The sequence below is a fragment of the Allobosea sp. BE125 genome, assembly GCF_031456075.1.
Taxonomy (GTDB): Bacteria; Pseudomonadota; Alphaproteobacteria; order Rhizobiales; family Beijerinckiaceae; genus Allobosea.
On the sequence record NZ_JAVDTY010000010.1, the window covers coordinates 62,100 to 77,433 of the forward strand.

The 15,334-nt window shown below is 66.5% G+C and carries 13 protein-coding genes; 9 read left to right on the forward strand and 4 right to left on the reverse strand.

Going from position 1 to position 15,334, the window contains the following annotated elements; genetic code table 11:
- Positions 1-25: 25 nt before the first annotated feature.
- Positions 26-1,042, reverse strand: coding sequence for a threonine ammonia-lyase (locus tag J2Y55_RS21075; RefSeq protein ID WP_310157636.1), 1,017 nt, complete (start codon positions 1,040-1,042; stop codon positions 26-28).
- 433 nt (positions 1,043-1,475) lie between these two features.
- On the opposite strand from J2Y55_RS21075, the gene J2Y55_RS21080 reads away from it, so the two are divergent.
- From J2Y55_RS21080 to J2Y55_RS21120, 9 genes are all read left to right on the forward strand, one after another.
- Positions 1,476-2,489, forward strand: a complete 1,014-nt coding sequence (locus tag J2Y55_RS21080; protein ID WP_404978993.1) for an iron ABC transporter substrate-binding protein — start codon at positions 1,476-1,478, stop codon at positions 2,487-2,489.
- Positions 2,490-2,570: 81 nt separating this feature from the next.
- Positions 2,571-4,163 (forward strand): ABC transporter permease, encoded by a 1,593-nt coding sequence (locus J2Y55_RS21085; RefSeq protein WP_310157639.1) that lies wholly within the window; start codon positions 2,571-2,573, stop codon positions 4,161-4,163.
- Complete coding sequence (locus J2Y55_RS21090) at positions 4,160-5,215, forward strand: ABC transporter ATP-binding protein (RefSeq protein ID WP_310157641.1); 1,056 nt, start codon at positions 4,160-4,162, stop codon at positions 5,213-5,215. The genes J2Y55_RS21085 and J2Y55_RS21090 overlap by 4 nt, the downstream gene beginning before the upstream one ends.
- Before the next feature lie 398 nt (positions 5,216-5,613).
- Entirely contained in the window at positions 5,614-7,209 is a 1,596-nt protein-coding gene (locus tag J2Y55_RS21095) for an ABC transporter substrate-binding protein (RefSeq protein ID WP_310157644.1), read from the forward strand.
- A 157-nt stretch (positions 7,210-7,366) separates the two neighbouring features.
- A complete protein-coding gene (locus J2Y55_RS21100) occupies positions 7,367-8,380 on the forward strand; it encodes an ABC transporter permease (protein ID WP_310157647.1) in 1,014 nt (337 codons plus the stop codon).
- A 13-nt stretch (positions 8,381-8,393) separates the two neighbouring features.
- Positions 8,394-9,332 carry an ABC transporter permease gene (locus tag J2Y55_RS21105; RefSeq protein WP_310157650.1) on the forward strand — a complete coding sequence of 313 codons (939 nt, stop codon included), beginning with the start codon at positions 8,394-8,396 and terminating at the stop codon, positions 9,330-9,332.
- A gap of 178 nt (positions 9,333-9,510) precedes the next feature.
- Positions 9,511-11,211, forward strand: coding sequence for a dipeptide ABC transporter ATP-binding protein (locus tag J2Y55_RS21110; protein ID WP_310157652.1), 1,701 nt, complete (start codon positions 9,511-9,513; stop codon positions 11,209-11,211).
- A gap of 150 nt (positions 11,212-11,361) precedes the next feature.
- Positions 11,362-11,742, forward strand: a complete 381-nt coding sequence (hpxZ, locus tag J2Y55_RS21115) for an oxalurate catabolism protein HpxZ (RefSeq protein ID WP_310157654.1) — start codon at positions 11,362-11,364, stop codon at positions 11,740-11,742.
- A gap of 187 nt (positions 11,743-11,929) precedes the next feature.
- Positions 11,930-12,610: a GntR family transcriptional regulator gene (locus J2Y55_RS21120; protein WP_310157656.1), complete on the forward strand. Its 681-nt coding sequence runs from the start codon at positions 11,930-11,932 to the stop codon at positions 12,608-12,610.
- A gap of 12 nt (positions 12,611-12,622) precedes the next feature.
- Here the strand turns inward: J2Y55_RS21120 and J2Y55_RS21125 are convergent, their stop codons facing one another.
- From J2Y55_RS21125 to atzF, 3 genes are all read right to left on the reverse strand, one after another.
- Positions 12,623-13,060, reverse strand: coding sequence for a PIN domain-containing protein (locus J2Y55_RS21125; protein WP_310157658.1), 438 nt, complete (start codon positions 13,058-13,060; stop codon positions 12,623-12,625).
- Entirely contained in the window at positions 13,057-13,299 is a 243-nt protein-coding gene (locus tag J2Y55_RS21130; RefSeq protein WP_310157660.1) for a type II toxin-antitoxin system Phd/YefM family antitoxin, read from the reverse strand. Before J2Y55_RS21130 ends, J2Y55_RS21125 begins: the two co-directional genes overlap by 4 nt.
- A 77-nt stretch (positions 13,300-13,376) precedes the next feature.
- Entirely contained in the window at positions 13,377-15,176 is a 1,800-nt protein-coding gene (atzF, locus tag J2Y55_RS21135; protein ID WP_310157661.1) for an allophanate hydrolase, read from the reverse strand.
- Between the last annotated feature and the right edge of the window lie 158 nt (positions 15,177-15,334).

The window sequence follows — 15,334 nt, forward strand, 5'->3', positions numbered from 1 at the left end:
GGAAGGGCGCCGATGTCGGGCGGGCTCAGTCGGCGATGCAGGCGCTGAACTTGTCGTGGTCGACATTGCCGCCGCTGAGCACGAGCGCGACGGTCTTGCCGGCGATATCGAGCTTACCGGCGAGGATTGCGGCGAGCGGGGCGACGCCGCCGGGCTCGACCACGAGCTTCGTCAGATCGTAAGCGACGCGCATCGCATGCCGGACCTCGGCATCGGTGACGGCGATGCCGCCGGCGAGCAGCGCCTGGTTGACGTGGAAGGTCAATTCACCCGGGATCTGCACCTGCAGCGCATCGCACAGGCTCTTGGCGCCGGGTGCATTGCCCTCGCGGCGGCCGGAGGCGAGCGAGCGGATGGTATCCTCGAACCCTGCGGGCTCGACGCAATAGACTTGGGTCGCGGGCGAGACGGCGTTCATCGCGACGGCGGTTCCAGCTGCGAGGCCGCCACCGCTGCAGGCGACCAGCATGAGGTCGATCGCGGCACCGAGCTCGCGAGCTTGTTCGACGCATTCGAGCGCGACTGTGCCTTGGCCGGCCATGATGTCTGGATCGTCATAGGGCGGGATGATCACCGCGCCGGTCGCCCGGGCGATCTCGGCGCCGATCTCCTCGCGCACCTCGGTCAGCCGATCATAGAGGCGCACGGTGCCGCCGAAGCGCTCGGCGCCCTCGACCTTGGCACGTGGCGCGTCGGACGGCATCAGGATTGTCGCCTTGATGCCGTGCCGGGCTGCCACGGCCGAAATCGCCAAAGCGTGATTGCCCGAGGACCAGGCGACGATGCCGCCAAGCCTTTCCTCCGGCGTCATCCTGGAGACGCGGTTGAGGGCGCCGCGGAACTTGAAGGAGCCGGTGACCTGCAAGGTTTCCGCCTTCAGTAGCAGGCGTGCCGACAAGCGTTTGTCGAGCTCGTCATTGCGGATCAGAGGTGTCCTGACGGCTTGTCCGCGGATACGGCCTGCCGCGTCTTCAATATCGGCGAGATCAATACCGAACGTTGCATTGCTGTTCTGGGCAGTCTTGTTCGTCGAGCCGAGCACGTCTTCATCTCCGATTTAAGTGGAGACGCTAGTCGAGGTGGCGTTTCAGTCAAATTCTATCTGTTTATTCTCTGGGATAAGCTGGACTTATTCGAGAATTGAGCCCTCATCATTCGAGACGCCATTCTCTAGGGAATGACGTCTCGAATGATGAGGGCTGTGGGTCATCTCAAACGGTCATATGAGCCGTTGCGGCTGGCAATCCTGCGCAGCATCGCGACGTCGTCTCGCCAGAGGGCTTCTGCGTGGCTGGGTCTGGATGATGCGCGTTTTGCGCCGTTCCGCGGTCAAATCACGAATTCGCGCGCGGGTTCTTCTTAGTTTATAATTATTATAAGGAAAAAACATAGAAATTGACAGCTTCCGGCCGCGGGAATCTAAGCCTCGATACTTGGTCCGCCTCTCCCACAGGACCGGAGTTGCAGAGGTTGTCATGACACTGATGCCGTCTTCCCTGATGCGCGCCGCCGCGCTCGCCTTGATCCTGTCCGGCGCGTCGCACGCCGTCCGCGCCGCCGATGAGGGCATCACCGTCTATAATGCGCAGCATGAAAGCCTGACCAAGGCCTGGGCCGACGGCTTCACCAAGGAAACCGGCATCAAGGTGACGATCCGCAAGGGCGGCGACACCGAACTCGCCAACCAGATCGTCCAGGAGGGCGCGGCCTCGCCCGCCGATGTCTTCGTCACCGAGAATTCGCCGGCGATGGTGCTGGTCGAGAAGGCCGGGCTGTTCGCGACCTTGCCCAAGGACGTGCTGGCGCAGGTGCCGGCGAATTTCCAGCCGTCGAGCGGGCGCTGGGTCGGCGTCGCGGCGCGCAGCACCGTCTTCGTCTATGACACGCGCAAGCTGAAGGAGGCCGACCTGCCGAAGTCGCTGCTCGATCTCGCCGATGCGAAGTGGAAGGGCCATTGGGCCGCCTCGCCCTCGGGTGCCGACTTCCAGGCGATCGTCGGCGCGCTGCTCGAGCTCAAGGGCGAGAAGGTCACGGCCGAATGGCTCAAGGCGATGAAGGCGAACTCCACCGCCTATCGCGGCAACAGCGTCGCCATGAAGGCGGTCAATGCCGGCGAAGTCGATGGCGCGGTGATCTACCATTATTACTATTTCGGCGATCAGGCGAAGACGGGCGAGAACAGCGGCAATGTCCGGCTGCACTATTTCCGCAACGGCGATCCCGGCGCCTTCCTCAGCACTTCGGGCGCCGGCGTACTGGCTTCGAGCAAGCATAAGGAGCAGGCCGAAGCTTTCGTGAAATGGATGGCGGGCAAGCATGGCCAGGCCGTGCTGCGGGACGGCGACAGCTTCGAATACGCCATCGCCAACGGCGCGGAATCAAACCCGAAGCTGGAGCCGATCGCGCAGTTGCAGGCGCCGAAGGTCGAGCCCTCCAAGCTCGACAGCAAGAAGGTCTCCGAACTGATGACGGCGGCCGGGCTGCTCTGAGGTCCAGGTCATAAGGGGCGATGGCGTGACTCGTGTCGCGCCGTCGTTCCGCTTCGCCTTTTGGCTGGTTCGATCGCGTTCATGACCCTGCAGGCGCAGCCCTTGCGAGCCTATCCCGTCCTCGCGACGCAGCCCTTGCCGCTGCGCCGGGTCCGGCAGCTCGCGGCCAAATCCCTGTTCGGGCTGGCGGCGCTGGTTTCGCTCGTCACGCTGCTGCCGCTCGGTTTCATTCTCTGGATCACGCTCCAGACCGGCTGGGAGACGGCGTCTGCCCTGATCTTCCGGGCACGCGTCGGCGAATTGCTGGTCAATACCGCGCTGCTCGAAGTGCTGACCCTGCCGCCCTGCATCGTGCTGGCGGTGGCGCTCGCCTGGCTGACCGAGCGCAGCGACGTGCCGGGCGCGCGGTTCTGGTCCTGGCTCGCGGTCGCGCCGCTGGCGATCCCGGCCTTCGTGCAGTCCTATGCCTGGATCGGCGTCGCGCCGGGGATGCACGGGCTTTTTGCCGCCGTTTTCGTTTCGGTGCTGGCCTATCTGCCGTTTCTCTATCTGCCGGTGGCGGCCCAGTTGCGCCGGCTCGACCCGGCGATGGAGGATGCCGCCGCGTCGCTCGGGCTCGATCCCTGGCGGGTGTTCCTGCGGGTCGTGCTGCCGCAATTGCGGATCGCGCTCTGCGGCGGCTCCTTGCTGATCGGGCTGCATCTGCTCGCCGAATACGGCCTCTACGCGATGATCCGCTTCGACACCTTCACCACCGCGATCGTCGACCAGTTCCAGTCGAGCTATAACGGGCCAGCCGCGAACATGCTGGCGGGTGTGCTCGTACTCTCCTGCCTCGGCCTGCTCGGGCTCGAGGTGCTGATCCGGGGCGATGCGCGCTATGCCCGGGTCGGTTCGGGCGCGCCGCGCCCAGCCTCGCGCCGCCGTCTTGGTCGGGCGCGCGGGGTTTCCATGCTCCTGCCGCTCGCGCTGAGCGGGCTTGCGCTCGGCGTGCCCGCCTATGCGCTTGGCCGCTGGCTCATCGCCGGCGGCAGCGAGATCTGGCAGGCGCGGGAGTTGGCGTCGGCCTTCGGCGAGACGCTGCTCTATGCCGCCGGCGGGGCCCTCGCGACGACGCTCGTGGCGATCCCGATGGCCTGGCTTTCGGTGCGCGCGCCGGGCCGGCTGCAGCGGGTTCTCGAAGGCTGCCATTACTATGTCGGCGCCTTGCCCGGGGTCGTGGTCGCGCTTGCCCTGGTCACGATCACGGTCAGGATCGCCTTGCCGCTCTACCAGACGGTCGCGACCGTGCTCCTCGCCTATGGTTTGATGTTCCTGCCGCGCGCGCTGGTGGGCCTGCGCGCTGGCATCGCGCAGGTGCCAGTCGAGCTGGAGCGCGCCGCGATCGCGCTCGGGCGCAGGCCGGCCGGCGCGATCTTCTCGGTGACGATGCGGCTCGCGGCGCCGGGCGTCGCCGCCTGCATGGCGCTCGTCGCCATGGGCGTCACCACCGAGCTGACCGCGACGCTGATGCTCGCGCCCAATGGCACGCGCACGCTCGCGACCGAGTTCTGGGCGCTGACGAATGAGCTCGACTATGCGGCGGCTGCGCCTTATGCGGCGCTGATGATCGCCTTGTCCTTGCCTCTGACGGCACTCCTGCATGCGCAATCGCGACGGGTCGCCGGACAGTGAGCCTTCTCGACGTCATCGGCCTGAGCAAGCGCTACGGTCCGCAGATCGCGCTGGAGGGTGTCGATCTCACCGTGCCGGCGCGCAGCCGCACGGCGATCGTCGGCCCCTCCGGCTCCGGCAAGACCACGCTGCTGCGCATCATCGCCGGTTTCGATGCGCCCGATGCCGGCCGCGTGACGCTGAACGGCCAGGTGCTGGCGGACGGGCCATTGATCGCGCCGGCGCATCTGCGCGGCATCGGCTATGTGCCGCAGGATGGGGCGTTGTTTCCGCATCTGAGCGTGGCCGAGAATATCGGCTTCGGGATCGATGCCAGAGACCCGGAGCGCGACCAGCGCGTCAACGAGCTGATGGAGATGGTCGAGCTCGATCGCGCCATGTTGCGCCGCCGCCCGCATGAGCTCTCCGGCGGTCAGCAGCAGCGCGTGGCGCTGGCCCGGGCTCTGGCGCGCCGGCCGGCGCTGATGCTGCTCGACGAGCCGTTCTCGGCGCTCGATACCGGCCTGCGCGAGGCGGTGCGCAAATCGGTGATGCGCGTGCTGAGCCAGGCCGGCATCACCGCGATCATGGTGACGCATGACCAGGCCGAGGCCTTGTCCTTTGCCGATCAGGTCGCGGTGCTGCGGGGAGGGCGGCTGATGCAGGTCGGTGCGCCGGGCGTGCTCTACTGGCAGCCGAAGGACCGCGAGACCGCGCTCTTCCTTGGCGATGCGACGATGCTGGAGGCGCAACTGGGCGAGGGCTTCGTCGATTGCGCGCTCGGGCGCATTCCGGCCGAGACCGGCGCGCGGCGCGGCCCCGGCGAGATCATGCTGCGGCCGGAGCAGATCAGCCTCTCGCCAGCCGCGACCGGCCCCCAGGAGACTGCCGCCTGTCATGGCGAGGTCGAAGAGGTCGAGTTCGGCGGAGCGCTCTGCGCCATCACCGTGGGGGTCGGCTTCGAGGAGGCGCGGATACGCGTCCTCGTCCGCTCGCCGGGCCGCGATCTGCCTCTGCCGGGCGCGCGCGTCCGGCTCTCCGTACACGGCGGCGCGCATATCCTCGAGCGATAGAGTCTGCGACCGGTAACGCCGTCCAGCCGTGTCTTCGATGCTGGCAGTTCGATGGGTTGCTTATGAAATAGGCGAATACAGCCGTCGTGCATACAAGATGCATGTAATCTGGCCAAAGGCATGCCGCAGCGTGCATTGACGTGCTTCATTCGGCAAGCGCTGTCGATCGCGAATTCGAGGTCGCTTTCAGCGCGAACAGGCGGCAATCGCAAGAAAAACCGGCTTCTGCCACACTGCGAAGGCCTCAAACGAGGTTGGGTTCCGCCGCCATCATCGTGCTTTCGAGCGCGGTTTGGGGCGGCACGCTCTGTGCATGAGGAATGGTGTCTTTCCGTCGCCAGCGCCGTTCCAGGGCTGCTGGCGCATGCCAGCCTGTCCGCGCATCGAGGGATCGCTCCATGACAATCACACGCCGCACCGCCATTGCTGCCGGCCTCGGCCTGCCCTTCATCGCCCGCAACGGCGCTGCGCAGGCCCAGGCGCCGAGCCGCAGCGAGACGCTGCTCTTGGTGCAGGAATACGGCCCCAACAGCCTGGACATGCAGGGCATCGGCTCGTCGCAGCCGGTCAATGGTGTGGCGCTGAACTGCTACGATCGGCTGCTGCGCTTCAAGCCGGTGCCGATTCCGGGCGGGGGCGGCAACACGATCGCGATGGGCGAGCTCGAGGGCGAGCTGGCGGAAAGCTGGCAGCTTGCCTCAGACGGTATGAGCTGCACCTTCAAGCTGCGCGACGCCACCTTCCATTCCGGGCGCAAGGTCACGGCCAAAGATGTCAAATGGTCGCTCGACCGCGCGGTCTCGATCGGCGGCTTCGCCACGACGCAGATGAACGCTGGCTCGCTGGAGAAGCCGGAGCAGTTCGTCGTGATCGACGACAAGACGCTGCGCATCGACTTCATCCGCAAGGACAAGATGACGTTGCCGAACCTGGCCGTCACCATCCCCTTCGTGTTCGACTCCGAGCTTGCCATCAAGAATGGTGGCGATGACCCCTGGGCCAAGGACTATCTCAAGAACAACATCGCCGGCTCCGGCGCCTACAAGGTCGAGAGCTGGAAGCCCGGCGTCGAGACGATCTATGTCCGCAACGATGCCTGGGCCTGCGGCAAGCTGCCGAGCCTGCGCCGCATCATCGCGCGCGACATCGCCTCGCCCTCGACCCGCCGGGCCCTGATCGAGCGCGGCGACGCCGACATCTCCTACGGTCTGCCGCCCAAAGACTTCAAGGATCTGGCTGACGCCGGCAAGGTCAATGTCGTCGGCGTGCCAATCCCCAATGGTGTCTGGGGCTGCTATCTCAACACGCAGGTCGGGCCGTTCAAGGATGTCCGCCTGCGCCAGGCCGTCGCCTGGGTGATGCCCTATGAGAAGATGCTGCAGGCCTCATTGTTCGGGCGCGGCGTCGACATGTCAGGCGGGCCGGAGACGCCCAAGGTCGCCTGGCCGCAACCTTTCCCCTACAAGACCGACGTCGCCAAGGCGAAGGCGCTGGTCGATGCGGCCGGCGGTGGCTTCTCGACGACGCTGCTGTTCGATGCCGGCAATGCGACGGTGGCCGAGCCGATGTCGGTGCTGATCAAGGAGGCGCTCGCGACCATCGGCATCAATGTCGAGATCTCGAAGGTGCCGGGCGCCAATTTCCGCGGCGAAATCCAGAAGAAGACCAACCCGATGGTCCTCAACCGCTTCGCCGGCTGGCTCGACTATCCCGACTATTATCTGTTCTGGACGATGCACGGCAACAATTCGATCTTCAACATCGCCGCCTACCAGAACCCCGCGCTCGACAAGCTGGTCGACGAGGCCCGCTTCACTGCCGACAAGACGGTTTATGACAAGAGCGTCGTCGAGTTCATCAAGCTGGTGAACGTCGAGGTGCCGATGGTGCCGATCGCCCAGCCGACCCATGACGTCGCCATGCAGAAGTCGATCGGCGGCTATCAGTTCCAGCCCTGTCGCGAGCCGGATTTCCGCTACCTGACGAAGGGGTGAGCGGTCCCTTCGTCATGCTCGGGCTAGGCCCGAGCATCTCCTGACAGAGATTCTCGGGTCTGCGTGGAGTTTATCCTTGGGCCGGCCAAAGCCGGACCCGGGGGCTGCGCCCGAGAATGACGACACGGTTCAGAAACCTGTTGAAGGAGGCCAAGCCATGCTCAAGATGATCGGCCAGCGCCTCATGACGACCATCCCGTCGATCATCGGCGTGATCATCGTCACCTTCCTGCTGACGCGGGTCCTGCCGGGCGATACCGCCGCCTATTTCGCCGGGCCGGCAGCTTCGCCCCAGGCCATCGCCGAGATCCGCGGCAAGCTCGGTCTCGACCAGCCGCTGCCGGTGCAGTTCGTCTCCTATGTCACGGCATTGCTGAAGGGCGATCTCGGCCAGTCGCTGACGACCGGCCAGCCGGTGACCAGGGACATCGCGGCGAGGCTGCCGGCCTCGGCCGAACTGACGCTGGCGGGCTTGCTGCTTGCCATGGCGGTGGCGCTGCCGCTGGGTGTGCTGGCGGCGGTGAAGCAGGGCTCCTGGATCGACCATCTCTGCCGGATCGTCGCGACGGCGGGCGTCTCGCTGCCGGTGTTCTTCACCGGCCTCTTGCTGGTCTATGTCTTCTACTTCCTGCTCGGCTGGTCTCCGGCGCCGCTCGGACGGCTCGATGTCTTTGCCTCCGAGCCGCCTGGTGTCACCGGCTTCCTGCTGGTCGACATGCTGCTCGCGCGCGATCTTGAGGGCTTTCGCGCCGCCTTCTCGCAGCTCATCCTGCCGGCCGTGACACTCGCCATCTTCTCGCTCGCGCCGATCACGCGGATGACGCGGGCCTCGATGCTGGCTGTGCTCGGCGCCGATTTCGTCCGCACGGCGCGCGCCAGCGGCCTGACCAACGGCAAGGTCATCGGCACCTATGCCTTCCGCAACGCGATGCTGCCGGTGGTGACGACGCTCGGCATGGTGTTCTCCTTCCTGCTCGGCGCCAACGTGCTGGTCGAGAAGGTCTTTGCCTGGCCGGGCATCGGCTCCTATGCGGTCGAGGCGCTGATCGCCTCGGACTACGCCCCGATCCAGGGTTTCGTGCTGACCATGGCGGTGATGTATGTCGCGCTGAACCTCATGATCGACGTGCTCTACGGCGTCATCGATCCCCGCGTCAGGCTGGAGGGGTGAGGCCGTGAACGACATGTCCCAAATCGTCAAAAAAGAACCCGAGCCTGTTCCCGCCGAATCCCTGCCCGCTGAATCCTCGCCAGCACTGCGCTTCGAGGCACCGCCCTCGACCAGCCTGTGGGCGCATGCGCGCCATATCGTGGCGGAAAACCCGGTGACGGGGCTCGCCTTCGGGCTGTTCGCGCTGATCCTGCTGGCGGCGCTGATCGGTCCTTCGATCGTGCCGTATGATCCTCTCGCCTCGAACACCAATGCGGCGCTGCAGGCGCCGAGCCGCGCGCATTGGTTCGGCACGGACCAGCTTGGCCGCGACATCTTCAGCCGCGTCATCGCAGCGACAAGGCTCGATTTCTCGATCTCGGTGTTCTCCGTCGCGCTCGTCTTCGTGCTCGGCGGGCTGGCCGGCGTCATGGCCGGTTTCTTCGGCGGCTGGGTCGACAAGCTGGTCGGGCGCATCGCCGACACGATCATGGCGTTCCCGCTCTTCGTACTGGCGATGGGCATCGTCGCGGCGCTCGGCAACAGCGTCACCAATATCGTGCTGGCGACGGCGATCATCAATTTCCCGCTTTATGCCCGCGTCGCCCGGGCCGAGGCGAATGTGCGCCGCGAGGCCGGTTTCGTGCAGGCGGCACGGCTCTCGGGCAATTCCGACTGGCGGCTGCTGCTGACGCAGATCCTGCCCAACATCATGCCGATCATGGCGGTGCAGATGTCGCTGACCATGGGCTACGCCATCCTGAACGCGGCGGGCCTCTCCTTCATTGGTTTGGGCGTGCGCCCGCCGACGCCTGAATGGGGCATCATGGTCGCGGAAGGGGCGAGCTTCATCGTCTCCGGGGAATGGTGGATCGCCTTCTTTCCGGGCTTGGCCCTGATGATCGCGGTGTTCTGCTTCAACCTGCTCGGCGATGGCGTGCGCGATCTCGTCGATCCGCAGCGGAGGAATTGATGCGGGCCCAGGTATTTACCGCTGTCATTGCACTGACCTCTGTCATTCCGGGGCGCGGCGCAGCCGCGAACCCGGAACCCACGGGCAGGGGCGCTCCCTGCTCGCTTCCCAGCTCTCACCCAGTCGTTGGTTCCGGGTTCTCGCTGTGCGAGCCCCGGAATGACAAGGGCGGCGCTCAATGACCTCTCCGCCCCTTCTCGATATCAAGAACCTCACCGTCGAATTCGCCACACGCCGCGGCGCCGTTCAGGCGGTGAAGTCGATCGACATCCAGGTCGCCAAGGGCGAGACGGTCGCGATCGTCGGCGAGTCCGGCTCGGGCAAGTCGGTGACCTCCTATGCCGTGGTGCGCATCCTCGATCGGGCAGGCCGCGTCGCCGAGGGCGCGATCTCATTCTCCGGCATCGACCTCGTCACGGCCGATGAGGCGCAGATGCGCGATCTGCGCGGGCGCGAGATCTCGATGATCTTCCAGAACCCGCGCGCGGCGCTGAACCCGATCCGCAAGGTCGGCCGGCAGATTGAGGACGTGCTGCTGCAGCATGTCCAGGCGACGCGCGCGACCGCCAGGGAAAAGGCGATCGAGGCCCTGACCAAGGTCAAGATCGCCCGCCCTGAGGAGCGCTACGACGCCTATCCCTTCGAGCTCTCGGGCGGCATGTGCCAGCGCGTCGTGATCGCGCTCGCGCTCGCCTGCCAGCCGCAATTGCTGATCGCTGACGAGCCGACGACGGGCCTCGACGTCACCACCCAGAAGGCGGTGATGGACCTGATCGTCGAGCTCACGCGCGAGCGGGCTATGTCGACCATCCTGATCACCCATGATCTCGGGCTGGCGGCAGCCTATTGCGACCGGGTCGTGGTGATGGAGAAGGGCAAGGTGGTGGAGACGGCGGCAGCCGCCGACATCTTCCGCAATCCGCAGCACCCCTATACCCGCAAGCTGATGCGGGCGACGCCGCGCATCGGCATGTCACTCGCCGATCTGTTGCCGGATGCACCAAAGGGGCCGCCGGCCGAGGCGAGGGCGCCTCAGGCGACGCCCGCGGGGACTGAGCCGCTGATGCGGGTCGAGAAGCTGGTCAAGGAGTATCCGCGACCTGCCACGGGTGCCTTCTTCGCCAAGCTCAGGGGCAAGGCGGAGCCGGAGAAATCCGCTTTTCGCGCAGTCGACGGTATCAGCTTCACGCTCGCCAAGGGCGAGACGCTCGGGCTCGTTGGCGAATCCGGTTGCGGCAAATCGACGACCTCGATGATGATCACGCGACTGATCGACCCCAGCGGCGGGCGTATCGTCTTCGACGGCGCCGATATCGGCGCGATCCCGGCCAAATCTTTCGCGGCCTCGCCGTATCGCCGGCGCATCCAGATGGTCTTCCAGGATCCGACCGATAGCCTGAACCCGCGCTTCACGGCCGAGCGGGCGATCGCCGACCCGATCCTGCGCATGGGCGGGATCTCGGGTCGCGATGCCCTGCGCGCCCGCTGCGAGGAGCTGGCGCGGCTCGTCGGCCTGCCGGTCGAGCTGATCGACCGCTTTCCGCACCAGCTTTCGGGCGGGCAGAAGGCCCGTGTCGGCATCGCACGCGCCATCGCGCTCGACCCCGATCTCGTCATCCTGGACGAACCGACAGCGGCGCTCGATGTCTCGGTTCAGGCCGTGGTGCTGAACCTGCTGGAAGAGCTGAAGGGGCGGCTCGGCATGAGCTATCTCTTCGTCTCGCATGATCTCAACGTGGTGCGGCTGCTCTGCGACCGGGTCATCGTGATGAAGACCGGCGCGATCGTCGAGGAAGGCACGGCCGAGGAGGTGTTGGGCAATCCGCAGGCGGCGTACACTCAGGAATTGCTGACCGCGATTCCGCACCCGCCGATGTGACATGACACCCTCACCGTCATTCCGGACAAGCCGCTCTTGCGGCGCCGATCCAGAATCCATCGTAGAGTTCAGCGCTCTTCGATGGATTCCGGGTCTCCGCTTCGTTGCGCCCGGAATGACGGTGAGGGTGGAAACAAGGACGATACAGGAATGAAGATCAACGACCCCGCCGTGCTTGCCGAAGTCGAGGCCGCTTTTGCCGCCTATGAGACGGCGCTGACGACCAATGACGTCACGACGCTGGATGCGCTGTTCAAGGACAGCCCGCAGACGCTGCGCTACGGGGTCGGGGAAAATCTCTATGGCTATGCCGAAATCGCGGCCTTCCGCGCGGCGCGCTCGCCGGTCGGGGTGATGCGCACGATCGAGCGTACCGTCATCACCACTTATGGCGATGCCATGGCCACGGCCAACACGCTGTTCCGGCGCGACAGCATGGTCGGCAAGATCGGGCGGCAAAGCCAGACCTGGGTCAAGTTCCCGGAAGGCTGGCGGGTCGTCAGCGCCCATGTCAGCGTGATCCCGGAATGACGTCCGGTTGCGCTGCGCCATGACCCGTATGTGCCGGCCTGCTAGAGCAGTCTCCGGTCCAATCGGATCGCTCAACCGCTCCAGCTTTTTGTTCTAGGGCGTTTTCTTGACGCGAACTGGTGTCCACTTCGCTCGAAAACGCTTTAAGCAGATGCTCGCGCTTCCGCCGAATCCCTGGTCCTGATCCATGCCGCCTCGCCGCGCCGCCGCCGTTGGACTTAAGCCCACAGCCCCCACGCGCACGGAAACCTTGCGGCTCCAGATCGCCGACGAAATCGTCTCGGGCGCGCTCGAGCCCGGCACGCCGCTCGACGAGCAGGAGCTCGCCGCGCGCTTTGGCGTCTCGCGCACGCCGGTCCGCGAGGCGATCCGCCAGCTCTCGAGCTCGGGGCTCGTGAGCGTCAGGCCGCATCGCGGCGCCGTCGTGGCGCTGCCGACGCCGAGCCAGCTCCATGACATGTTCGAGGTTATGGCGGAGCTCGAAGGGCTTTGCGCCGGGCTTGCTGCCCGCAACATGACGGTGCCCGAGCGGCGCGGGCTCGAGGCGCTGCACCAGGCCTTGCGCACGCTCGTCCACGAGGGCGACCCGGCGCGCTATCACGAGACGAACGAGGCTTTCCACGCCGCGATCTATGCCGGCACGCATAATGGCTATCTCGCCGAGCTCACCTTGATGACGCGGGCGCGTGTCGCGCCGTTTCGCCGGGCGCAGTTCCGCGCCACGGGGCGGCTGGGCGGCTCCTATCAGGAGCACGATACGATCGTGCAGGCGATCCTGCGCGGCGATCAGGCTGGCGCGACCGAGGCGATGCGCGCCCATATCGGCATCGTGCGCGATGCCTTCAGCAGCTATGCCGAGGCACGGTGAGGCGTTGTCGCGTTATAGTGGCGGCAAGCGCGTGAACGGGTTGAGCGATGCGATGTCGAGCGGACGAAAATGCCGCTCATTCGCCGTCAGCAAGGTCAGCCCATGTGCCGCTGCGGTCGCGGCGATGGCAATGTCGGCAAAGCCCATTGCATGGCCGCGCGCCTTGTCCAGCATGGCGCCGGCTCTCCGGGCAACGTTCCCATCGAACGGCAGCAGCCTCTCTCCGTAGAGCTGTTCGACCGTCGCCAGCCACAGGCGCAGCTTCTCCGCCTTCGTCGTCGCGCCGGTACCGATGGCGGCGGCGATGCCCTGCTCGATCTCGGCCAATGTGATTGTCGACAGGTAGAGTCGGTCGCTGGCCCCGAATAGCCAATCGTTCCACTCGGCCCGCGCCTGCGCCTTCGGTGGCGCCGCAGCCGAGAGCACGTCGGTATCGAGCAGATAGGTCAAAGATCGATAGCGCGGGGGGCTGCGCGATCCCGCTCAGGAATGTCGTCTTGCGCGGCAGGGAAGGCGGCGAGCAATTCGCCGAAGCTTGGAACCCGTGACAGACGCTCATACTCGGCGAAAGATAGAACGACCGCTTCCTTGCGCCCATGCCGGGTGATCAGGGCCGGCTCCCCGGCAACAGCGCGGTCGACCAGGGACGAGAGAGAGGCTTTTGCCTCCCGCAATTGAACTTCCTTCATTGTGGCACCTTAATGTGACTACACATGACTACATAAGGGGCGACGGCTTCGCGAGCAAGAGGCCGCCGCCTTGCAGCTCACGCCGCGCTCGCTTGCGCCGAGACATAAGCCCGCCAGCCGCCATATTCCGTGACGTCGCGCGCGCCTTCCGTAGCGATGGCCTCGCAGAGGAAACCCTTGACCCGCGTGCCATCCGCCAAGGCGAGCGTGCCGATGCCGAGCGGGGAGGGGATGCCGGCGACGAAGCGGCCAAAACCTTCTGCGGGCAGCGCCCAGACTTCGAGCGCGACCGTCGCGCCCTGGCCGGGCGCGACGCGCACCAGGCCGGGCCGCGCCGGCGGCCCGCCGGGGAGGGCGAAGAGGCGGTAGTCGGCCGTGGTCGTCGTCGCGCGCAGGAAGCTCGCTCCGAGCGCGGTCAATTCGCCGTTCAATGGCATGCCGGAGAGATGCGCGCCGACGACGGCGATCTCGATCGTGCCGGGAGCGGGGGCGATGGGCCGCGCCGCCAGCACCGGCGCGCGCGTGCCCGTCGCGCCCAGGGTCAGGCCGGATGCGGCATGGAAGGTGCGGCCGAGGCCAGCCAGCGCCGCGTCATGGCCGCTTGGCGCGATGAAGGTGACGCCGGCTGCCGTGCCGCCTTCGGTCAGGCTCACCGGCACGGCGAGCGCGCACATGTCGAGCAGGTTCACGAAATTGGTGTAGCGGCCGAGCATGGAGTTCTGGCCGATGGGGTCTGCCGCCATCTGCGCCAGCGTGACCGGGCGTGGTGCCGTCGGCACCATCATCGCGTCGATGCCGTTCAGGCCCGCCTTCGCAGCCAGCGCGAGTTCGGCCAGCTTGTAGCGCGCGGCGAAGCCGTCGGCTGCGTCCGGCAAGGGCTTGCCGGCGATGACCTGGCGGATCACCGGCAGGATCGCCTCGGGGTCGTGGGCCAGCAGGTCGCGGATGGCGAGAAAGCGTTCCGCGACCCAGGGGCCGTCATAGAGCAGGCGGGCGGTGTCGTAGAACGGCGTCATGTCGAGCGGCACGATGGTCGCGCCGAGCGAGCGGGCGCGTTCGACTGCCAGCGCGAAGCTCTGCGCCGCCTCGGCATCGCCGTCGAAATCAAGATCGGCGGCCCGTGGAATGCCGAGCTTGAACTGCGGCGGGATCGCGCCCGGCTGGCCGAGAGTGACGGCGCGCGAAAAGGGATCCGAGGCGTCCGGCCCTGCGACCACCTCCAGCACCGCAAAGGCGTCGTCGGTCGTCAAGGCGAAGACGGAGACGCAATCGAGCGTGCGGCAGGCGGGCACGACGCCCGCTGTGGGCACGAGGCCGAGGCTCGGCTTGAGGCCGACGAGGTTCTGCAGGCCGGCGGGCACGCGGCCCGAGCCCGCCGTGTCCGTGCCGAGCGCAACCGGGACGATGCCGGCCGCGACCGCGCTCGCCGAACCCGAGCTGGAGCCACCGGGAACCAGATCGGCGTGCAAGGCGTTGCGCGGTACGCCATAGGGCGAGCGTGTGCCGTTCAGCCCGGTGGCGAACTGGTCGAGATTGGTCTTGCCGATGATGATCGCGCCCTGCGCGCGCAGCCGCGCCACGGCGCTGGCGTCCTCTGTCGGCGTATAGGCGAAGGCCGGGCAGGCCGCGGTGGTGGCCAAGCCGGCGACGTCGATATTGTCCTTCACCGCGACCGGCACGCCCCAGAGCTTGCGGCCGCGCGGACCCTCGGCCTGGAGGCGTTGCGCTTCGCTCAGAACCTCGGCTTCGGGCCGCAGGCTGATGAAGATGGCTGCATCGCCATGGGCGCGGTGGCGCGCATAGCTGGCGGCGATCGTCTCGGCGATCGTGGCGCGGCCGTCGAGATGGTCGGCGAGGAGGGCACTCAGTGTCGGCACGGCAAGGTCTCTCGGCGAGGGGCTATAAAACAGGCATTAATTAGCTCGATGCATACAAGGATTATGCACGTTTGCGATAGGCAGCTCCGGCCTCTGCCTCGGCGTCAGGGGAGAATTTCGATTTCGGCGAAATGGCCGTTCTGATTTCCATGTGATTC